This is a genomic window from Solibacillus merdavium (assembly GCF_014836935.1).
GTDB classification, from domain to species: domain Bacteria; phylum Bacillota; class Bacilli; order Bacillales_A; family Planococcaceae; genus Solibacillus; species Solibacillus ferritrahens.
Genome location: NZ_JACSPW010000002.1, coordinates 15,817 through 36,473, shown reverse-complemented (window position 1 = coordinate 36,473; position 20,657 = coordinate 15,817). Strand labels below are relative to the sequence as shown.

At 38.3% G+C, this 20,657-nt stretch carries 22 protein-coding genes; 20 read left to right on the top strand and 2 right to left on the bottom strand.

Going from position 1 to position 20,657, the window contains the following annotated elements; all coding sequences use genetic code 11:
• The first annotated feature begins 17 nt into the window (after positions 1-17).
• From yqeH to H9632_RS03125, 10 genes are all read left to right on the top strand, one after another.
• On the top strand, positions 18-1,121 hold the full coding sequence (yqeH, locus tag H9632_RS03170) for a ribosome biogenesis GTPase YqeH (RefSeq protein ID WP_191702675.1): 1,104 nt from the start codon (positions 18-20) through the stop codon (positions 1,119-1,121).
• Positions 1,122-1,158: 37 nt separating this feature from the next.
• The gene (gene aroE, locus H9632_RS03165; RefSeq protein ID WP_191702674.1) at positions 1,159-1,989 is read left to right on the top strand and encodes a shikimate dehydrogenase; all 831 of its coding nucleotides are present in this window, start codon (positions 1,159-1,161) and stop codon (positions 1,987-1,989) included.
• Positions 1,990-1,995: 6 nt separating this feature from the next.
• Complete coding sequence (gene yhbY, locus H9632_RS03160) at positions 1,996-2,301, top strand: ribosome assembly RNA-binding protein YhbY (protein ID WP_191702673.1); 306 nt, start codon at positions 1,996-1,998, stop codon at positions 2,299-2,301.
• Positions 2,302-2,311: 10 nt separating this feature from the next.
• Positions 2,312-2,905: a nicotinate-nucleotide adenylyltransferase gene (locus tag H9632_RS03155; protein WP_191702672.1), complete on the top strand. Its 594-nt coding sequence runs from the start codon at positions 2,312-2,314 to the stop codon at positions 2,903-2,905.
• On the top strand, positions 2,874-3,434 hold the full coding sequence (gene yqeK / locus H9632_RS03150; protein ID WP_191702671.1) for a bis(5'-nucleosyl)-tetraphosphatase (symmetrical) YqeK: 561 nt from the start codon (positions 2,874-2,876) through the stop codon (positions 3,432-3,434). Before H9632_RS03155 ends, yqeK begins: the two co-directional genes overlap by 32 nt.
• Before the next feature lie 6 nt (positions 3,435-3,440).
• Entirely contained in the window at positions 3,441-3,794 is a 354-nt protein-coding gene (gene rsfS, locus H9632_RS03145; RefSeq protein WP_191702670.1) for a ribosome silencing factor, read from the top strand.
• On the top strand, positions 3,787-4,524 hold the full coding sequence (locus H9632_RS03140) for a class I SAM-dependent DNA methyltransferase (protein ID WP_191702669.1): 738 nt from the start codon (positions 3,787-3,789) through the stop codon (positions 4,522-4,524). Before rsfS ends, H9632_RS03140 begins: the two co-directional genes overlap by 8 nt.
• Positions 4,525-4,651: 127 nt before the next feature.
• A complete protein-coding gene (locus H9632_RS03135) occupies positions 4,652-5,299 on the top strand; it encodes a helix-hairpin-helix domain-containing protein (RefSeq protein ID WP_191702668.1) in 648 nt (215 codons plus the stop codon).
• An 84-nt stretch (positions 5,300-5,383) separates the two neighbouring features.
• Positions 5,384-5,959: a ComE operon protein 2 gene (locus H9632_RS03130; protein ID WP_191700300.1), complete on the top strand. Its 576-nt coding sequence runs from the start codon at positions 5,384-5,386 to the stop codon at positions 5,957-5,959.
• Positions 5,928-8,243, top strand: a complete 2,316-nt coding sequence (locus tag H9632_RS03125) for a DNA internalization-related competence protein ComEC/Rec2 (RefSeq protein WP_191702667.1) — start codon at positions 5,928-5,930, stop codon at positions 8,241-8,243. Before H9632_RS03130 ends, H9632_RS03125 begins: the two co-directional genes overlap by 32 nt.
• Positions 8,244-8,291: 48 nt before the next feature.
• Here the strand turns inward: H9632_RS03125 and H9632_RS03120 are convergent, their stop codons facing one another.
• Complete coding sequence (locus H9632_RS03120) at positions 8,292-8,465, bottom strand: YqzM family protein (RefSeq protein ID WP_191700298.1); 174 nt, start codon at positions 8,463-8,465, stop codon at positions 8,292-8,294.
• A 244-nt stretch (positions 8,466-8,709) separates the two neighbouring features.
• On the opposite strand from H9632_RS03120, the gene holA reads away from it, so the two are divergent.
• Positions 8,710-9,720, top strand: a complete 1,011-nt coding sequence (gene holA, locus H9632_RS03115) for a DNA polymerase III subunit delta (protein WP_191702666.1) — start codon at positions 8,710-8,712, stop codon at positions 9,718-9,720.
• Positions 9,721-9,840: 120 nt separating this feature from the next.
• Here holA and rpsT read toward each other — a convergent pair whose 3' ends face one another.
• Entirely contained in the window at positions 9,841-10,089 is a 249-nt protein-coding gene (gene rpsT / locus H9632_RS03110) for a 30S ribosomal protein S20 (RefSeq protein ID WP_191700296.1), read from the bottom strand.
• Positions 10,090-10,253: 164 nt separating this feature from the next.
• Between rpsT and gpr the strand changes: the two genes are divergently transcribed.
• From gpr to mutS, 9 genes are all read left to right on the top strand, one after another.
• The gene (gene gpr / locus H9632_RS03105; RefSeq protein WP_191702665.1) at positions 10,254-11,282 is read left to right on the top strand and encodes a GPR endopeptidase; all 1,029 of its coding nucleotides are present in this window, start codon (positions 10,254-10,256) and stop codon (positions 11,280-11,282) included.
• Between the two features lie 89 nt (positions 11,283-11,371).
• The gene (gene spoIIP, locus H9632_RS03100) at positions 11,372-12,193 is read left to right on the top strand and encodes a stage II sporulation protein P (protein WP_191702664.1); all 822 of its coding nucleotides are present in this window, start codon (positions 11,372-11,374) and stop codon (positions 12,191-12,193) included.
• A gap of 336 nt (positions 12,194-12,529) precedes the next feature.
• Positions 12,530-14,359: a translation elongation factor 4 gene (lepA, locus tag H9632_RS03095; protein WP_191702663.1), complete on the top strand. Its 1,830-nt coding sequence runs from the start codon at positions 12,530-12,532 to the stop codon at positions 14,357-14,359.
• 121 nt (positions 14,360-14,480) lie between these two features.
• Entirely contained in the window at positions 14,481-14,825 is a 345-nt protein-coding gene (locus H9632_RS03090; RefSeq protein ID WP_191702662.1) for a hypothetical protein, read from the top strand.
• 74 nt (positions 14,826-14,899) lie between these two features.
• Entirely contained in the window at positions 14,900-16,435 is a 1,536-nt protein-coding gene (miaB, locus tag H9632_RS03085; RefSeq protein WP_191702661.1) for a tRNA (N6-isopentenyl adenosine(37)-C2)-methylthiotransferase MiaB, read from the top strand.
• Positions 16,432-16,869: a RicAFT regulatory complex protein RicA family protein gene (locus H9632_RS03080; protein ID WP_191702660.1), complete on the top strand. Its 438-nt coding sequence runs from the start codon at positions 16,432-16,434 to the stop codon at positions 16,867-16,869. Before miaB ends, H9632_RS03080 begins: the two co-directional genes overlap by 4 nt.
• A gap of 89 nt (positions 16,870-16,958) precedes the next feature.
• Complete coding sequence (locus tag H9632_RS03075) at positions 16,959-17,159, top strand: EAL domain-containing protein (protein ID WP_225223659.1); 201 nt, start codon at positions 16,959-16,961, stop codon at positions 17,157-17,159.
• Between the two features lie 118 nt (positions 17,160-17,277).
• Positions 17,278-17,847, top strand: coding sequence for an outer spore coat protein CotE (cotE, locus tag H9632_RS03070; protein WP_191702659.1), 570 nt, complete (start codon positions 17,278-17,280; stop codon positions 17,845-17,847).
• A gap of 182 nt (positions 17,848-18,029) precedes the next feature.
• On the top strand, positions 18,030-20,648 hold the full coding sequence (gene mutS / locus H9632_RS03065; protein ID WP_191702658.1) for a DNA mismatch repair protein MutS: 2,619 nt from the start codon (positions 18,030-18,032) through the stop codon (positions 20,646-20,648).
• Positions 20,649-20,657: the final 9 nt, after the last annotated feature.

Genomic DNA, 20,657 nt, shown 5'->3' with positions numbered 1-20,657 from the left:
TTAGGAGGAAATAGTTAATGAACGAAATGCCACAATGTATTGGCTGTGGAACAGTGATTCAAACAGAAGATAAAAATGGATTAGGGTATGCCCCTGCATCCTCTCTAGAAAAGGAAATGATTATTTGCCAACGCTGTTTCCGTTTAAAAAATTACAATGAAATTCAACCAGTCAGCTTAACAGATGACGACTTTTTACGTATTTTAAACGGTCTTGGACAACAGGAAGGCCTCATCGTAAAAATCGTAGATATCTTTGATTTTAATGGCAGCTGGTTACCTGGTTTGCACCGCTTTGTAGGAAATAATCCTGTGCTATTAGTGGCCAACAAAGCAGATCTTTTACCTAAATCAGTGAAAGAGAAGAAAGTAATTAATTGGCTAAAGCGTGAAGCAAAGGCGTTAGGGTTAAAGCCAATCGACGTTAAACTTGTATCCGCTCATAAAGGAATGGGTATGCAGGAAGTAGTCGAAGCAATTGAAGAATATCGTAATGGCAAGAATGTATACGTAGTGGGCTGTACAAATGTAGGGAAATCAACATTCATTAACCGTATAATTAAGCAGGCTACAGGGGAAGGTGAAATTATAACAACATCTCACTTCCCAGGGACAACATTGGATATGATTGGAATTCCACTGGATGACGGTGCATCATTATATGATACACCAGGTATTATTAATCATCATCAAATGGCTCACCATATTGATTCGAGCGAATTGAAATACATTATGCCAAAAAAAGAAATTAAGCCAAAAGTTTATCAGCAAAATCCAGGGCAAACATTATTTATTGGAGCACTTGCCCGTTTTGATTTTATTCAGGGTGAACGTGCTGCATTTACAATACATGCAGCAAACGACTTACCAATACACAGAACGAAGCTGGAACGTGCGGATAGCTTATATGAAGAGCATAAAGGTGAATTATTGGCTCCCCCAACTACAAAGCATATTGAACAACTGCCACCGCTAGTACGCCACGAATTCTCAATTAAAGAAGCAAAAACAGATGTGGTCATTTCAGGATTAGGATGGGTAACGGTACAGCATGCGAATGTAGTTGTAGCCGCTCATGCTCCAAAAGGGGTAGAAGTATTCATCCGCCCATCGTTAATTTAGTTGAATGATTGTGATAAGTTGAAAGAAGGTATTGTTGATGAAGAAGTGGTTTGCGGTTATTGGGGATCCGATTGCACAGTCAAAATCTCCGGAGATGCATAATGCATGGTATGAAGAAGAGAATGTGGATGCGGCTTATATTCCGGTACATGTGAAGCATGAACATTTACAACAAGCTGTAGCATCATTCAAGCTGTTGGGCGCAAGTGGCTGGAATGTAACAATACCGCATAAGCAAACGATTATTCCCTTTTTGGATGAACTTGATGAACTCGCTGCAAAGATGGGCGCGGTCAATACTGTCGTTCGTACAGCTGAAGGGAAACTAAAGGGCTATAATACAGATGGTCCGGGATTTGTGAAAGCATTAGAGCAAGTAATCGGTACAAACAAGCGTGATGCACCGATTCTATTAATCGGAGCCGGTGGAGCAGCACGTGGTATCGCATTTGCCCTTCAACTTATAGGTTATTCAGATATAACGATTGCCAATCGAACGGTTGAAAATGCACAGCAAATTACAGATGAGATGAATGAAGGCCAAGCTATTTCATTGCAACAAGCAGAACAGAACTTAGCTGCTTTCCAAATTTTTATACAAACAACACCGGCAGGAATGACAACGGGGGACTTTGCCCTGCCGTTTTCGCTTGAAAAGTTCCCGGCAAGCGCAATTGCTGCAGATATTGTGTATAATCCATTAATGACGCCATTTTTGCAAGCGGCTGAGCAAAAAGGGGCGACAATTGTTAATGGTTTAGGCATGTTCGTGCATCAAGGGGCGATTGCCTATGAATATTGGTTAGGCCATTATCCAAATACAAATGCAATGATTGCCCGTTTGACGGCGCAATTAGGAGGAAAGTAAATTATTATGTTAACAGGTAAACAAAAACGTTTTTTACGTGCTGAGGCACATCACTTAGATCCAATTTTCCAAGTTGGAAAAGGTGGCGTAAATGATGCAATGCTTGCACAATTACGCGATGTATTAGAAGTACGCGAGCTTATTAAAGTACGCATTTTAGATAACTGTGAAGAAGATAAAAATGTTGTAGCAGAAGAGCTTGCTGAAGGAACACGTGCAGAGCTGGTACAACTAATTGGCTTAACAGTTGTTTTATATAAAGAATCACGCAATAACAAAAAAATCGTATTACCAAAAGTAGCTACGAAATAGGTGAATCGAAATGAAGAAAGTCGGTCTTTTTGGCGGTACATTTAACCCACCACATATCGGACATTTAATGATGGCCAATGAAGTGTATGCTGCACTTGATTTAGCGGAAATACGTTTTATGCCCAATGCAATGCCGCCACATAAGGAAATGTTGAGTTCTGCTACAAATGCACAGCGTCTTCGGATGGTTGAGCTGGCGATTGAAGAAATCTCCTATTTTAAAGTGGAGACCTTTGAGCTTGACCGTGGAGGTGTATCCTATACATTCGATACGATGAAAGCTATGCGTGAGCGTGAACCGCTAACTGAGTTTTATTTCATTATCGGTGGGGATATGATTGATTCATTACCTACATGGCATCGAATTGACGAGTTAATGGAGCTTGTAACATTTGTAGGAGTGAAGCGTCCAGGTAGTGAAGCGCAAACATCTTATAATGTACACATGGTTGATGCGCCCCAAATAGACCTTTCTTCAACTTATATCCGAAACCGATTACAGCAAGATAAGGCTAATTTGCATTTTATATTGCCTAAGGCTGTTGAACAGTTTATTCGAGAGGAAGGTTTGTATGGATCGTCAGACGTTATTGGCAGCAATTAAAGAGCGAATGCCCGAAAAACGGTATATTCATTCGATTGGTGTTATGGAAACGGCGATTCGTTTAGCCGAAAAATATCAGGAAGATCCAAAAAGGGCAGAAATCGCAGGCATTTTACATGATATTGCGAAGTATGCAGATGTCGAATGGATGAAAAAAGTTGTGATTGAACAGCAGATGGATCCTCGTTTACTTGAGTGGAATGCTGAGATTTTACATGGTCCTATCGGGGCATGGATTGCCCAGACTGAATTTCACATTGAAGATGAAGAGATTTTAAACGCAATTCGTTACCATACAACCGGGCGAGCGGATATGACAACTTTTGAAAAAATAATTTTTGTTGCAGATATGATTGAGCCAAACCGTAAATTTCATGGTGTAGAAAAACTAAGAGCCGATGCAGACATTAATTTGGATGATGCATTTCGGGCATGTATAACACATACCCTCAGTTTTTTAGTTTCATCACAGCAGGCTATTTACCCTGTATCAATTGAGTGCTATAACTTTTTAATGAGAGAGGAATAAACATACATGAATGAAACGTTATTAAATATTACGTACAAAGCAATAGATGACAAGCGCGGGGAAGATATTGTTGCCCTAAATATGAAGGGGATTTCTTTATTGGCTGATTACTTCATTATTGCTGAAGGTAGTTCAGAACGCCAAGTACAGGCTATTGCTAAAGAAATCAAAGATAAAGCTGAAGAAGCGGGCTACACTGTTCGTAAATTGGAAGGCTTTGATACAGCACGTTGGATTTTAGTTGATATGGGTGATGTTGTAGCGCATATTTTTCACAAAGATGAGCGTGCATACTATAACTTGGAGCGTTTATGGGGAGATGCAGCACAATTAGACGCACCACAAGCTGACAATGAATAGTTATGAGCGTTTTGCAGAAGTATACGATGAGTTGATGACAGATATTCCGTACGTGGAATATGTAGAGTGGATTCAATCGCATGCCCCTGCACAGAACTATAAAAATTTATTGGATATTGGCTGTGGCACGGGAACACTTGCTTTATTATTGCATCAATCAGGCTACAATGTATCAGGTATCGATTTATCTGAGGAAATGCTTTCGATTGCAAGCGCTCGTATGGATGTCAATGGCATTACAATACCACTGTATGCAATGTCGATGGACGAACTAGACGGTTTCAGTGACTTGGATGTAGCAATCATTCCAATAGATTCGATTAATTATTTAAAAGAAGAACATCAAGTAATTGAAACATTAAAAAGGATTTTCCAAAGTCTTCGGACTGGGGGACAGCTATTTTTCGATGTGCACTCCATATACAAAATGGATGATACATTTTTAGACGGTCCATTTACGTATGATGACGGAGATATTTCCTATGTGTGGCATACAGAGCACGGGGAGTATCCGCATTCAGTCTACCATCAAATGACATTCTTCTTACAGACAGAAAGTGGATTGTATGAACGATTTGATGAAGAACATTTTCAAAGAACTTTTAGCTATGAACAATATGTTATTTGGCTAAAAGAAATCGGTTTCTCACATGTCGAGGTTTCGGCTGATTGGACAAACGACGAGCCGACTGAAGAAAGTGAACGTATTTTTATCCGTGCTGTAAAATAAATAAAATGCCCGAAAAAGAATGTTTCGGCAGTTTTAGATGAAATACCTTTTCATAAAGAAGTGAAATTTGTATAGTGGAAGTAAGCTCCATATATAAAACCTTCTTTATGAAAGGGTGTTTTTTAATTTGCAGCCATTTGTGGAGAAGTATAAAAAGCAAGTCACTATTCTGGGTAGTGTACTTGCGGTAATAGTTGTCTATTTCTTTTTTATTCAAGATTCCTCGAACAGTGCTACGATTGAAACAATTGACCAAAACGCCTTGGCTACTATAGGCTCTACTCCTAATATTCCGGAAACAGAAATGGAAGACACTCCACAAACAATTATTGTTGATGTAAAAGGCGCAGTAAAATTTCCGGGTGTTTATACCTTGTCAGAAGAACAGCGAATTATCGATGCAATTGAAGCGGCAGGGGGCTATACGGATGATGCAAATCCAATGCTCATTAACCATGCACAAAAATTACAGGATGAAATGGTTGTCTATATTCCTAATTCTAGTGAAGATGCATTGGAAGAAATGGAACTTTTTCTGCAAATGACGGAAATAAATTCAACAAGCAGTGGTAACAGCTCCGGAAAAATTAACATAAATAAAGCGGCTGAATCAGAGTTAACCCAATTGCCTGGAATAGGACCTTCGAAAGCCAGTGCAATTATTCAGCATCGATCAGAGCAAGGGAATTTTCGCACGGTTGAAGATTTGAAGCAGGTGACAGGCATCGGGGACAAAACATTCGAGCAGTTAAAGGACTTAATTGATGTAAAATAAAGTGAAATTTCAAAAAATCATACATTGCGAATGGTTCGAACTATGTATAAACTGATAAGTGATATAATTTTTGGGGGTTATCATATGGAGCGAATTACTTGGGATCAATTTTTTATGGCGCAAAGCCATTTACTTGCATTAAGAAGTACATGTGCCCGTCTTGCGGTAGGGGCAACTATTGTAAGAGAGAAGCGTATTATTGCCGGTGGATACAATGGATCAATCTCCGGTGATGAACACTGTATTGAAGAAGGGTGCTATGTAGTGGACAATCATTGTGTCAGAACAGTCCATGCCGAAACGAATGCGCTGTTGCAGTGTGCTAAATATGGTACACCAGCAAATGGGGCTGACCTTTATGTGACGCATTTCCCATGCTTGCCTTGTTCGAAGACGATAATTCAAGCAGGAATTAAAAACGTGTACTATGCCAAAGATTATAAAAATAATGTATATGCTTTGGAACTATTTAAGAAGGCTGATGTCCATGTTCAGCACATCCCATTCGATGAAGCAAAAATAGATTTTCTTCAAGATGAAAAGTTTGCCTTAACATTTGAAATGCTCGAGAAGCTTCGTGAGTTAGGTGCAAGTAATGAACAGTTGCTCCCTCTAGAGGAGAAGATGCATGCTTTATTTGGTAAACTTGTTCAAGCATAACTGGATATTTTACGCCTTGTCGATTTGTATTAGTGCAGGTGCTGCATTAGAATCGGTAAGGCTACTTGCATTATTAGTTATTCTGTTGCTGTTTTGTCATTATAAGCAATTACTCAAAATACATCTCGTCTTCGTTTTTTTCACGGGGATTGGGAGTTATCTTTTATTTTCCTATGAAGTAAACAAGCTTTCCGTTTCAGTCGAACTTCCGGCAATCTTGACATGGTCTGATGAATACAGAATTAACGGCGTTATGCTACGAGGTTTTATGACCAATGCAGAAGGCGAAAAGCTATATGTAACCTACGAAATAAAAAGTGAACAGGAAAAGCAACTCCTGGAAGCCCAGCAACTCGCTGGTTCGAATTTTTTTGTTGTCGGGGAGCAAGTATCCCCATCTGTTCCTGCGCACCGCTATGGCTTTTCTATGGCCCAGTATTTGCAAAGTAAAAACGCGAGAGGGATTATCGAAATTCACCAACTTACCTTTGTGGGCAAGGGAAATTCTTTTTTACAGCCTTTATATGACCAACGCTTTCGATTAAAACTCCATATAGAAGAAACTTTCCCTCCTTCGCTTGTTGCTGAAGCACAAGCCCTTTTAATCGGTTTACAGCATAATGTCGATGATGAATTGAACCGAGCCTATCAAAAATTAGGGATTACACATTTATTTGCGATTTCCGGACTGCATGTTGCCCTCGTTTCTTTCCTATTTTTCCAGTTGTTATTAAGAATGAGCATTCGCAGAGAGTCGGCCACAATTCTCCTTCTTGCAATATTACCGATGTATGCAATTGTAGCAGGAGGTGCTCCATCTATATGGCGTGCAGTAAGTGTTGTTGAATTTATTATGCTTGCCCGGTATTTCCGGTGGAATATTCCGATGGATGATGCTTTGTCACTGAGCTTTATCATTTTTGTTCTATTAGAACCTGGTGTTATTTTTCAAGTAGGTTTCCAACTTTCTTATTTAGCTACATACAGTTTAGTGTACTCGAGTCGGATTTTAGCGCGGTATTCTAACTTTTGGATTCAATCCTTTTTCATCACCTTTGTTTGTCAAATCCTCGTTTACCCATTGTTACTCTTTCACTTTTTTGAAATCAGTCTTTCTTCTTTTATAGCGAATATCTTCTTCGTACCGCTTTTTTCTTTTGTTATCCTACCGATTAATCTTGCGGTTTTAGTTCTTACTTTTTTACCACTCCCGTTTGATTCTTTTGTTTTTCTCCTATACGAGCCATTGCGTACGGCACTTACAAACTTTATATTCATCATTCAACAGCCAATTATTCAAATGTGGAACCCGGGAAAACCATCTATCTTATGGTTGGTCTTCTTATATAGCTCCGTTTTCATTACCTTCTATTTGCTTGATAAACAATCCACTTTAAAGGCAATTTTACTATTAGTACTGCCTGCAATAGTTTTTCACTTCCAATCCTATTGGGACGGTGATTTAAAAATTTCCTTTGTAAATGTGGGGCAGGGAGACTGCATTGTTATTGAATTACCTTACCGGAAATCCGTTATAGTGATTGATGCGGGAGGGTTATTAAGATTTGATCAGGAGAAATGGAAAGAGCGTCAAACACCTTATGAGGTGGGTCGCCAAATAGTAGTACCTTATTTAAAAGGGCGCGGCATACAATCGATTGATACATTTGTATTATCTCATGCCGATGCCGACCATGTGGAAGGGGCTGAAGAAGTTTTACGAGAGGTGATTGTGAAAGAGGTACATGTCACGCCAGGTTCGATTTCAAAGCCTGTAATGAATGATTTTTTACAGGAACTGAAGAAGACAAATACAAAACTTATCGAAAAGATGGCAGGGGATTATTGGAAAGTTGGTGCGACGACGTTTGAGTATTTATGGCCTGCTGATATTGAATACGAAGGGAATAATGATTCGCTTGTTATTATGGTAACGCATAATCAGTATAAGGCATTGTTTACAGGAGATCTTGAAAAAGAAGGGGAACAGCAATTAATTCAACTATATACAGAAAAGCTAAGGAATATTGATTTGTTAAAGGCCGGTCATCATGGGAGCAAGACTTCAAGCATTGAAGAGTTTGTTGCGCTGACAAACCCGAAATTTGCAGTGTTTATGGCTGGGGAAAACAATCGGTACAATCATCCGCATATTGATGTAGTAAATCGTTTTGAATCATACCATATCCCACACGCAACAACTGGATTGGAAGGAACGATAGAAGTAACGATAACTAAAGGTGAAATTACGATAGAAAAATCGAATTCAATTTATTTGAAATAAAAATGGAGTGATTTCTATTATTTATATAGAAATCACTCCATTTTAGGATTACATACGTGTAGCTGCTTCTACAATAATTGCAATGATAAAAATTGTAATAAAGAAACCGCCACCAATTACGAAACCGTAACCAGCATCTGGGAAGTCGTTGCCTTTCATCGCACGGCCACGACCTTCAAATGGGTTTTCAGTTACATAGTTTGGATCTTGATGTCCTGCCATAAGTATCCCTCCTAATCTCCAATCATTATAGAATAATCTAATTAAAAATGCTATATGAAATGCTAATTATTCCTTTTATTGGTGATAATAATAAGTGTAAATTTCAAGAAAAGTCCACAAAGTAATTAGCTTGTTATTTTAAATTGTTTTTCCCTGTTCTTCGGGATTGTAAGCGAATCTGTACATTCTCAATTAATTAAAAAATGTTATACTAAGAAATACGAAAGTAAAGGAGGTTCCCCAGATGATAACAAAAATGTGGCAGGATTTTAAAAAAGGGAATTTCGCACCGGTTTACTTGCTTGTAGGAGAAGAATCTTATTTTGTAGATGAAACAATAAAGCAATTGAAATCTGCACTTCAAAAAGTGGAAGAAGCAGAAGTGATGACCTTTGATTTAAATGAACAACCGATAGATTATGTCATCGATGAAGCGGATACGATTCCGTTTTTTTCTGAACGCAAACTAATAATTGCTAAAAACACATCTTTTTTAAAAGCAACTGAAAAGGGAAAAGAAAAGATTGATCATGATTTAAAACGTCTTGAAAGCTGGCTCGAACACCCTACTGATACTGCAATTACGGTATTTATCGCTCCATATGAAAAGCTGGATGAACGAAAAAAAATCACGAAACTTATGAAGGATAAATGTACAGTTATCCTTGCAGAAACACCGCAAAATCATGATTTAAATGTGTGGGTTCAAAATGAAGCCCATAAGCACGGGAAAGCTATTACGGATGAAGCAATCGGAAAGTTGCTTGAAATGGTTGGACCTAATATGCTCCAACTTCAAATGGAAATGGAAAAGATGGCATTATATTTAGGTGAAGAGCTGGAAATTACACGTGAACTTGTGGAAGATTTAGTAGCGAAGACGCTTGAACATGACGCATTCAAAATGCTGAATGCCTATTTGGAGCATAATCAAGAAGAGGCACTTAAAATTTATCATGATTTATTGCGCCAAAAAGAAGAACCTATTAAGTTGGTTGGGTTACTCGCAAATAATATTCGCACAATGACACAAGTTTTCTATTTGCAAAAAAAGGGCTATCATCAGCAGCAAATTGCAAAGCAACTTAAAATCCATCCTTACCGTGTCCAAATTATCTCGAACCAAAAAAGTCGTCCTACCGATCAGCGTTTACTCCAAGCGCTTTACAGTCTGGCTGAGGTAGATCTTCAACTGAAAACAACAGGTGGAAATCGCGAACGTCATTTAGAGCTATTTTTAATGAGGAAGCTATAAGATAAGGTATTTTAAGATTTATCCATCTACTTAATGATTCATAACCGTCTTATAAAACTATTTATATTATACGAAAAAAGCCAACTGCACAAATGCGCAGTTGGCTTTATAACTTTACAATTAAGCTTTTTTCGCTAAACGAGACTTTTTACGAGAAGCCGCGTTTTTGTGAATAAGACCTTTAGAAGCAGCTTTATCTAATGCTTTAGAAGCAGCAACTACTAATTCTTGAGTGTTTTCAGCACCTGTAGCGATGGCTTGTTCAGCTTTTTTAACTGTAGTACGCATAGCAGATTTTGCTTGTACGTTAGCAGCGTTAGCTTTTTCGTTAACTTTTACACGTTTAATAGCAGATTTAATGTTTGGCATTTCTTTCACCTCCTAGATTTAGGTACGAGATGAGTATTTTCTCACTGTTTCATGTGTCAATACAACAAAAATCATTCTACCAAAGGATTGAAAGAATTGCAATACATAAATGCAAAGAATATTTACTTGACAGTTTGAACAAACTGGAATGTGGAGGTGCATTTATGAAAAAAATAGATTGGAATCGCACAGATTTAATTGATGAAACAGCAGGAGTCCTACTTCAGCAAACGCAAGCGGACAAGGAAAAATTAAAGCATGAACGTGGCGTTCATATGGAGGAGTCGCAACAAAACCGAGTAAAAATTACTAAGGTTGAAGTGAATGCGGCTGGGCAAGAACAAATCAGCAAAAAACAAGGGGTGTATATTACATTATCAATACCTACATTAACTTCGGAAGACCAACATGGCTTTTCACAACTACAGGAATCATTAATTCATTATTTACATGATCTGCATAAAGATTTGAAAATTACTGCACAATCAAAAGTTTTAGTAATAGGCTTAGGGAATAAGACGATTACACCAGATGCAATTGGTCCATATACTATTGATGCAATGCATAAAAAACAATCGGAACTGCAGGAGCCTAAATTTATTTTATATGCGCCGGGTGTGACGGGTCAAACTGGATTTGAAACAAGTGATTACATTCATGCATTAACAGAAAAAATAAAGCCATCGCTCGTAATTATAATCGATGCACTCGCTACAAGTGGTAGTGCGCGTTTATGTAGAACCATTCAGTTAACAGATACAGGGATTCATCCGGGTGGGGGTGTAGGAAACCATCGTAAGGAAATTTCCAAGGAAGTGTTAGGTGTACCTGTAACGGCAATCGGAATTCCAACAGTTGTAGAAGCTCCGATATTGATTGCAGATGCAATAGATGTAGCTTTTAGGTCGATTGCAGCAAAAATACAAGAAAAAGGGAAGCCTTCCGGGAAGCTGTCTGTAACAAATTGGACACCTGTAAATGAAGAAGTGGACCTATCTAAAGTGGAGCCGATTTTCGGACAATGGGCAACGTGGCCAAATGAAGACCGCCGACAATTATTTGAAGAAGTGTTTAGTACCCATCCTGAGCGTCTTATGGTTACGCCAAAAGAGGTTGATTTTTGGCTAAGTCAATATGCCTTTTTATTAGGGGAAAGCTTGTTTAATTGGATAGAGCAAAAACAATCTACTTAAAATAAGAAAAAATAAATTTTAGATACACTAAAAACTAGTTATACGTTCTAAGTTTTGCTCTTCCCCCATATTGTATTGGAGAAAGGGTGATGTGTTTGCGGAAACTAAAACGCTTCTCATTATTGTTCTTATTTTTATTTTCACTGCCTATCATTATTGGGCAATTCCCTTTTCCAAATAATGAAATGACCACAAAAAAACCTGAAAATACACACGTCGTCTATGCTGCAGCAGATCCGCTACCAACAGTAGTCGAAGAACCGCCGTATAATCCAGATCCATTTAATGTATTACTAATGTTTACACATTCTCATGAGTCGTATAAGCCAATTGTCAAACAAACTAAAGGGATGCAGGCAGTATATGATGAGGAAATGAATATTTTCTCTTTACAGCAAATGATGCAGTATTATTTCGAATTAAATGAAATCACACCACATGTTGTTGATGTTGATGTAATGAACGAAATGAAGTTAGTGGATGCAAGGTTACCTCAAGCCTACAAAGTTGCTCGCCCTATATTAAAACAATATTTGGAAGAGCGTGAATACGGACTGGTAATTGATTTTCACCGTGATGCAGTTCCGAAAAAGGCTACTACACATACAGTGAATGAGGAAAGCTATGCAAAAGTGGCATTTGTCGTGGGGGCGGAACACCCGGCATATGAAGCAAATTTAGCGTATGCAACAATGCTGGATAAACAGTTAAACAACATGTTACCTGGTATTTCACGCGGCATATTAAAACAACAAGGGGATCATGTGAATGGTGTTTATAACCAGGATCTTGCTCCGAATATGTTGCTGATTGAACTTGGCGGTATTGACAATACGGAAGAAGAACTTCACCGAACAATGGCAGTATTAGCGCAGGCCATCCGACTCGCATTTGTTGAGGCGGCGGTGTAATTATTTTAGAGGGAATTTATAAAATGAAAGTGAGCAGTGGCATTCCTAAAAGGAACTTAAACACTACTCCTTGCACAAATATGTAAAAGCGCATTTCGCAGTAGTCTGAGCGAAATGCGTTTTTCCTATGGCAGTTGAAGGTTCGCTGTTGTCGTTTTACTACGATTCATAGTATAATTTAAAATAAGAAAGCCTCTATTGTTCCATTACATTCAAATTGGATGGATATAGGGGCTGTATTTTAGTAGAAAAGTAAATGGATGATAATCTACATACGTAGTGACACCAACCCATAATGGGCTCAGGTGTTTTTTCTAATTAGGAGAGGAATTATACATGAACCGAGAACAACGTTTAAAACGTCAAGAAAATATCCGAAATTTCTCGATTATTGCACACATCGACCACGGGAAATCAACTTTAGCAGATCGTCTTTTAGAAACAACACAAACAGTTACACAGCGTGAAATGAAATCACAGCTATTAGATTCAATGGATTTGGAGCGCGAGCGTGGAATTACGATTAAATTAAATGCAGTACAATTAAAATATAATGCTAAAAATGGAGAAATTTATACATTCCATCTAATCGATACTCCTGGTCACGTCGATTTCACATACGAAGTATCGCGTTCGTTAGCGGCATGTGAAGGTGCCATTTTAGTTGTTGATGCTGCGCAGGGAATTGAAGCGCAAACATTGGCAAACGTATATTTAGCATTGGACAATGATCTGGAGATTTTACCTGTAATCAATAAAATCGATTTACCAGCTGCAGACCCTGAGCGTGTGCGCCAGGAAGTTGAAGACGTAATTGGCCTTGATGCATCTGAAGCAGTACTTGCATCTGCAAAAGCGGGTATTGGGATTCAGGATATTTTAGAGCAAATTGTTGAAAAAGTACCGGCACCACAGGGAGATCCGGATGCGCCATTACAAGCATTAATTTTTGACTCAGTTTACGATGCTTATAAAGGGGTTATCATTTCTATTCGTATCGTAAATGGAACAGTAAAAGCAGGCGATACAATTAAAATGATGGCAACCGGTGCTGAGTTTGAAGTTATCGAGGTTGGCATTCATACACCAAAAGCAATACCTCAAGCTGAATTAACTGTTGGCGATGTAGGCTATTTAACTGCATCAATAAAAAATGTACAGGACACACGCGTTGGTGATACGGTAACTTATGCCGGCAGTCGTGCAGCGACAGAGCCGCTACCAGGGTATCGTAAGTTAAACCCGATGGTATATTGTGGTCTTTATCCTATTGATACAGCGAGATATAATGATTTACGCGAAGCATTAGAAAAATTGGAATTAAACGACTCAGCACTTCAATATGAAGCAGAAACGTCTCAAGCATTAGGCTTCGGTTTCCGTTGCGGATTTTTAGGTCTTCTTCATATGGAAATTATCCAGGAACGTATTGAACGTGAATTTAATATTGATTTAATTACGACAGCTCCTTCTGTTATTTATGAAGTAACAAAAACGGATGGTACAGTATTGAAAGTCGATAACCCTTCAATGATGCCGGATCCACAAAAGATTGACGAAATTGAAGAGCCATATGTTAAAGCAACAATAATGGTGCCTAACGATTACGTAGGAGCAGTTATGGAGCTTTGCCAGAAAAAACGCGGAAACTTCTCAGGTATGGATTACATTGATGATAGTCGAGTTAAAATCGTTTATGAAATGCCGTTAGCTGAAATAGTTTACGACTTCTTCGATTTCTTAAAATCCAATACAAAAGGCTATGCATCATTCGATTATGAGTTAATTGGATACAAACCATCAAAATTAAACAAGATGGATATTTTATTAAATGGTGAACAAGTCGATGCACTAAGTTTCATCGTGCATAAAGACTTTGCATATGAGCGTGGGAAAATAATTGTAGAGAAATTAAAAGAACTAATTCCTCGTCAACAGTTTGAAGTACCAGTTCAAGCTGCAATCGGTCAAAAAATTATTGCCCGTTCTACAATTAAATCAATGGGTAAAAACGTACTTGCAAAATGTTACGGTGGTGACATTTCTCGTAAACGTAAATTACTTGAAAAGCAAAAAGCAGGTAAAAAACGTATGAAACAAGTCGGTTCAGTAGAGGTTCCACAGGAAGCATTTATGGCGGTACTGAAAATGGATGATAGTAAATAATGTTTTTAAAAAGGCAGATGGAGCAATCTTTCTGCCTTTTGCTTTTTGGGTGAGAAATATTTACTAATCTGCTACAGTAAGAAGGAAATGAAATCCAATTTTTAAAATGGGGCTGTATGCTATGACGGACATTTTAAACTTTCTACAATATAAAAACGAAAAACTTGAGGGCGAACTGACGAAACTGTTCGAGCGTGGCAACTCACCTGCAGGCAGAGTGGATGCTCTAATAGAAAATAAAGAATTACAATTAGAGGATCATAAGCTGTTCTTGGCTTTCCTGGCATATTTATCACAGCATGAGCTTGATGCAAAAACAGTGTTTCAAGATGTTTTGCGTTTGCCAAAGCACCAATTTGAAGCAAAATATGAGATGAAATGGACTCAAGTGATTAAATTAAGTGTCACATTTCTTACAATTTTGCGGACGAATGATGTAAATAGGTATAAAAAATTCATTGACTAACTTGTCGGGACTAGTAACAGTTCGCTATAATGATGAAATGAGTAAATGTAATAAATGAGAGGGGCTCTGGGTCGATGAATGAGGAACAACGACTAGCTAGTCAGCAGATTAAGCAACCTAAGGAAGAAAAAGACTATAGTAAATATTTTGAAAAAGTATTTACTGCTCCTTCACTTAAAGATGCAAAAAAACGCGGTAAAGAAGAAGTGAAATATCATAAAGATTTTGATATTGATGAAAAGTATATAGGTATGGGACAAGACCGAAAGTTTTATATTCGCACATACGGCTGTCAAATGAATGAGCATGATACTGAAGTAATGGCCGGTATTTTCATGCAGCTTGGCTATACACCGACTGAATTAATCGAAGAGGCTGATGTTGTATTGCTAAATACTTGCGCCATTCGAGAAAATGCAGAAAATAAAGTATTCGGTGAGCTTGGCTTCCTGTTAAAATATAAGCGTAAAAACCCAGAAATGCTAATTGGTGTTTGTGGATGTATGTCGCAAGAAGAATCCGTCGTCAACAAAATCCTAAAACAATACCAGCATGTCGATATGGTATTTGGAACACACAATATTCACCGTCTGCCAAATATATTACACGATGCATACATGTCAAAAGAAATGGTTGTAGAAGTTTGGTCAAAAGAAGGCGATGTAATTGAAAACCTTCCGAAGAAACGCCTAGGCTCAATCAAAGCATGGGTAAATATTATGTACGGTTGCGACAAATTCTGTACATATTGCATAGTTCCGTATACGCGCGGCAAAGAACGTTCACGTAGACCTGATGAGATTATTCAGGAAGTGCGCGATCTGGCGGCACAAGGTTATAAAGAAATTATGCTTTTAGGTCAAAATGTAAATGCCTACGGGAAAGACTTTGACGACATCGACTATCGTTTAGGCGATTTAATGGATGAACTTCGCAAAATTGATATACCACGTATTCGCTTTACGACTAGTCATCCACGAGATTTTGATGATCATCTGATCGAAGTACTGGCCAAAGGTGGCAACTTGGTGGATCATATTCATTTACCTGTCCAATCAGGTTCAAATGAAATTTTGAAAATCATGGCACGTAAGTACACACGGGAGCACTTTTTACAATTAGTGGATAAAATTAAAGCGGCGATTCCAGGTGTAACATTGACGACTGATATTATTGTTGGATATCCAAACGAAACGGAAGAACAGTTCCAGGAAACGCTTGAATTGTATCGCCAGGTAGGTTTTGATATGGCGTTCACGTATATTTATTCGCCACGTGAAGGCACACCTGCAGCCAAAATGACAGATAATGTAACGGATGAAGAGAAGAAAGACCGTTTACAACGTCTTAATGCAGTTGTAGGAGAGTATTCCGCAAAAGCATTAAAAGATTTGGAAGGTCAAACAGTTGAAGTTTTAGTTGAAGGCAGCAGTAAAAGACGAGATGATGTTTTAGCTGGCTATACACGTAAAAACCGTCTTGTGAACTTCAAAGCAGATCCAAAGTATATAGGAAAGCTTGTGCAAGTTAAGATTTTAGAAGCAAAATCATATTCATTGTTAGGTGAGTTTGTAGAAGAAGTAATCGAAGAGGTGGAATTTGTAAAATGACAACAAAATTATATACTAAAGACGAAATTATTGAAAAAGCAAAAGAAATTGCCCATATGATTGCCAATACTGAAGAAGTTGAGTTCTTCAAAAAAGCGGAAGAGCAAATTAATGAAAACCAATTTGTCCGTGAAAAAATTGCATCATTAAAAACATTGCAGAAGCAAGCCGTTAACTTCCAGCACTTAGGGAAAGAGAAAGCGTTAAAAATGATTGAAGGCAAAATAACAGGTATTGAACAAGAAATTGACGATTTACCAGTTGTTCAACAATTTAAACAATCTCAAACAGAGGTAAACGGTTTACTGCAATTAGTTTCGAATGCTATTGCTAACAATGTTACAGATGAAGTGATTGCTTCTACAGATGGCGATCTATTAAAAGGTGAGACTGGTTCAAAAATACGTAATAGCACACCAGGTTCATGTTCATAAATAATATGAGAAGATACCCAATATAGGGTATCTTCTTTTTTGATATCAAATTTGTATCTGTGATGATGGATAATTTATCCAATCCATGAATGAATGTCGTCATTAAAACAATTATCCAGCTTTCGAGCAACTTAAATAAGGTTTCAATTGCTGAAGGGATAGAAACAGAAGAACAACATAACGAATTAAAAAAGTTATGCTGTAAAATTGGTCAGGGTTACTATTATTATAAACCAATGCCTATTGAACAAATCAATGATTTATTGGCTGAAGAAATGACCGTACAATAGTGAAAGATGCTACTACAACTTGTTTGTAGTAGTTTTTTCTTTTATAAAAACTCATTTCACCCTTTAGGCACCTGCCGCATACAATAAATCGAGTAGTTGAAGAAAGGAGAGATGTTCGGTGAAGCGTTTACGCCAAATTGTGACAAAAGCAGTTATAGCGAAAGGGAAAAAGCGTACCGAATGTGTTGAAACGCTCAGTCCACCGAATGCACCAACAAGCATTTTAGGTTGCTGGGTAATCAATCATCAATACCAGGCAAAGCGTAATGGTAAATTTGTTGATGTGACAGGGAAATTCGATGTGAATGTTTGGTATGCTTATAGCAACCATTCAAAAACGGCAGTTCATACTGAAACAATCACTTATAAGGATCGTATAAAACTGTCATTCCGTGATGGAGAAGAAGTAGATTCAAATGATGTGAAGACTCGTGTATTGCAGCAGCCAAATTGTATTGAGGCTATAATCACGAAGCAGGGAGATAAATTCCAAGTAACGATCGAACGCGAGTTTTTAGTGGAGATTATCGGTGAAACAACGGTAGTGATTAATGTGCACCCACTTGACTATGAAGAAGATTGGTCTTATGAGGAAAGCTCACAGCAGCCATCCAGCACGTCATCTTCTAGCTCGTCTAGTTCATCTAGTTCGTCTAGTGGAGACTATGAATCCTCGTCATTTTCGTAAACGGGTTTAATCGGAACACGTGTATAGTAAATAGTAAACATTATCAACATTATAATCTGTACAATTTAGGATTGTTTGAAGATTTCTTTCAAACAATCCCTTTTTTCATTGCGTTTACAAGGAAAATTACGAGGCAAATGGTATAATACTTGTACAAGTTTTAGCAAGTGAGGGAAATAAACATGACTACATACACACCGATGATGCAACAATATATGCTCGTAAAGCAAGATTATAAGGATGCTTTTTTATTTTATCGTCTAGGCGATTTTTATGAATTATTTTTTGATGATGCTATAAATGCATCACAATTATTGGAAATTACATTAACGGCGCGTGCAGGTAATACGGATAATCCCATCCCGATGTGTGGAGTTCCACATCATGCTGCACAAGGCTATATTGAAACACTTGTAGCAAAAGGTTATAAAGTGGCGATTTGTGAACAAACAGAGGATCCAAAACATGCAAAAGGTGTTGTGAAACGTGAAGTTGTCCAAGTTATTACGCCCGGAACAATTACTGAAGGAAAAGCGCTCGATGGGAAGTCGAATCATTTTATTGCAGCCGCAGAAAGCATAGGGGAAAATGAAATCGCCTTTGCCTATTTAGATGTATCTACAGGGGAATCAAATTGTTCAATTATTGAAGGCAGTGCGAAACAATTGATTCAGCAAGTACAGTCATATGCAATAAAAGAAGTGATCGTTACAGAGCAGCTACAGTTACTGCTTGCAGAGTATGCCGAGGCAGGCGGCATCGTATTGTCATTGGAAATGGAGGAAATGGAAGGGGCACGCGCTGCGCAATATGTGTCTCATTTACCGGCCAATCTACAAGGTGTGGCTAAACGGTTGTTGCAATATGTGGAAAGAACACAAATGCGCTCTTTATCCCATATTCAGCCGTTCAATTATACGGAGGCAAACAATTTTCTTCGAATCGATACAAATTCCAAACGAAATTTAGAGCTTATCCAGTCAATCCGGAGTGGAGATTCAAAAGGTACTCTGTTATGGCTGTTGGATGAAACAGTTACGGCAATGGGCGGACGGAAATTAAAGCAATGGCTACACCAACCATTGGCTAATAAAAATGCAATTGAATCACGTCAATCAATTGTGACCGAGTTGTTAGAAGATTTCTTTTTACGTGATGAATTAACAGGATTATTAAAAAACGTGTATGATTTGGAACGATTAGCGGGCCGTGTTGCATTTGGTTCAGTTGGAGGGCGTGATCTTGCCCAATTACGAGAGTCTTTACGTCAAGTACCAACAATTCAAGAGAAATTAATTAATAGCGGTCATGAAAAATGTAGAATTCTTGGGCAAAAGCTGGATGTTTGTGCTGATGTAGAGCGGCTTTTGGCAGAGGCAATTACTGATCATCCGCCGATTTCGATTAAGGAAGGCGATGTAATTCGCGATGGGTACAATGAACAGTTGGACGAATATCGGGATGCTTCGCGTAACGGCAAAGATTGGATAGCCCAACTTGAACATAAAGAGCGGGAACTAACAGGAATTAAAAACCTGAAAATCGGCTATAATCGAGTATTTGGATATTATATTGAGATCACAAAGTCTCATTTAAATAATACGGACTTAAGCCGGTATGACCGAAAACAAACTTTAGCTAATGCCGAGCGCTTTATTACTGAAGAGTTGAAAGAAAAGGAAGCACTTATTTTAAATGCGGAAGAACAAAGTTTGGCCCTGGAATATAATTTGTTTGTTGCATTGCGCGATCGATTGAAAGCCTATATTCCGCGTGTGCAAGCATTAGCATCTGAGATTAGTGAACTTGATGTTTTGATGAGCTTTGCTGCGGTGACGGATAAATATCGTTTTACAAAGCCTGAATTTCACGAGGGGCGCTCACTGCGAATTATTGAAGGACGACATCCTGTAGTCGAAAAGATGCTTAATAAACAAAGCTATGTACCGAACGATTGTGTGTTAACCGATGATAAAAATATGATGCTTATTACTGGTCCGAATATGTCGGGGAAAAGTACGTATATGCGTCAAGTTGCCCTAATCGTCGTATTAGCACAAATGGGATGTTACGTACCAGCAGATGAAGCGATCCTGCCAATTACCGATCAAATTTTTACACGTATAGGGGCAGCGGATGATTTAGTTGCCGGGCAATCGACATTCATGGTTGAAATGCTAGAGTCACAGCATGCGATCACACATGCGACGAAAAACAGTTTATTGCTGTTTGATGAGATTGGTCGCGGAACTTCAACATATGATGGTATGAGCTTAGCGCAGGCAATGATGGAATATATTCATGAAGAAATCGGGGCAAATACTTTATTTTCAACCCATTATCATGAGCTGACTGACTTGGAGAACGAACTTGTTCGATTGCAAAATGTTCATGTAAGTGCCACAGAACAAGATGGCCGTGTCGTATTTTTACACAAAGTAAAAAAAGGGGCAGCTGACAAAAGCTACGGCGTACATGTGGCTGAACTTGCAGAAATGCCTGAAGCCATTTTACAGCGTGCCCGTATTTTACTTGAGCAATTTGAGGCAACAAGTATCGAAAAACCTAATACAAGCGTTGTTCGTGAACAAACGCCATCCATTTTAGAGCAGGTCCCTCAAAAAACTGCAGACGAAGAATTGCAGCTTTCATTATTCTCAATCAATGAGGAACCCGTTATTGCACCCGAACAGCAGGAAGTGCTTGATACTTTAACAAAATTGAATGTTATGGGTACGACACCGATGCAGGCAATGACATTATTATACGAACTACAACAAAAGTTATTAGGCAATAAATAAGGAGGGAAC

What these genes read in the sequence shown, in the direction of transcription:
- H9632_RS03075 (WP_225223659.1), top strand. Translation starts at nt 16,959, where the DNA reads ATGAATGTCGTCATTAAAACAATTATCCAGCTTTCGAGCAACTTAAAT.
- aroE (WP_191702674.1), top strand. Translation starts at nt 1,159, where the DNA reads ATGAAGAAGTGGTTTGCGGTTATTGGGGATCCGATTGCACAGTCAAAA.
- mutS (WP_191702658.1), top strand. Translation starts at nt 18,030, where the DNA reads ATGACTACATACACACCGATGATGCAACAATATATGCTCGTAAAGCAA.
- H9632_RS03125 (WP_191702667.1), top strand. Translation starts at nt 5,928, where the DNA reads ATGCTTTATTTGGTAAACTTGTTCAAGCATAACTGGATATTTTACGCC.
- yhbY (WP_191702673.1), top strand. Translation starts at nt 1,996, where the DNA reads ATGTTAACAGGTAAACAAAAACGTTTTTTACGTGCTGAGGCACATCAC.
- H9632_RS03080 (WP_191702660.1), top strand. Translation starts at nt 16,432, where the DNA reads ATGACAACAAAATTATATACTAAAGACGAAATTATTGAAAAAGCAAAA.
- H9632_RS03120 (WP_191700298.1), bottom strand. Translation starts at nt 8,465, where the DNA reads ATGGCAGGACATCAAGATCCAAACTATGTAACTGAAAACCCATTTGAA.
- H9632_RS03155 (WP_191702672.1), top strand. Translation starts at nt 2,312, where the DNA reads ATGAAGAAAGTCGGTCTTTTTGGCGGTACATTTAACCCACCACATATC.
- yqeH (WP_191702675.1), top strand. Translation starts at nt 18, where the DNA reads ATGAACGAAATGCCACAATGTATTGGCTGTGGAACAGTGATTCAAACA.
- H9632_RS03140 (WP_191702669.1), top strand. Translation starts at nt 3,787, where the DNA reads ATGAATAGTTATGAGCGTTTTGCAGAAGTATACGATGAGTTGATGACA.
- miaB (WP_191702661.1), top strand. Translation starts at nt 14,900, where the DNA reads ATGAATGAGGAACAACGACTAGCTAGTCAGCAGATTAAGCAACCTAAG.
- H9632_RS03130 (WP_191700300.1), top strand. Translation starts at nt 5,384, where the DNA reads ATGGAGCGAATTACTTGGGATCAATTTTTTATGGCGCAAAGCCATTTA.
- rsfS (WP_191702670.1), top strand. Translation starts at nt 3,441, where the DNA reads ATGAATGAAACGTTATTAAATATTACGTACAAAGCAATAGATGACAAG.
- holA (WP_191702666.1), top strand. Translation starts at nt 8,710, where the DNA reads ATGATAACAAAAATGTGGCAGGATTTTAAAAAAGGGAATTTCGCACCG.
- H9632_RS03090 (WP_191702662.1), top strand. Translation starts at nt 14,481, where the DNA reads ATGACGGACATTTTAAACTTTCTACAATATAAAAACGAAAAACTTGAG.
- spoIIP (WP_191702664.1), top strand. Translation starts at nt 11,372, where the DNA reads ATGTGTTTGCGGAAACTAAAACGCTTCTCATTATTGTTCTTATTTTTA.
- gpr (WP_191702665.1), top strand. Translation starts at nt 10,254, where the DNA reads ATGAAAAAAATAGATTGGAATCGCACAGATTTAATTGATGAAACAGCA.
- rpsT (WP_191700296.1), bottom strand. Translation starts at nt 10,089, where the DNA reads ATGCCAAACATTAAATCTGCTATTAAACGTGTAAAAGTTAACGAAAAA.
- yqeK (WP_191702671.1), top strand. Translation starts at nt 2,874, where the DNA reads ATGGATCGTCAGACGTTATTGGCAGCAATTAAAGAGCGAATGCCCGAA.
- lepA (WP_191702663.1), top strand. Translation starts at nt 12,530, where the DNA reads ATGAACCGAGAACAACGTTTAAAACGTCAAGAAAATATCCGAAATTTC.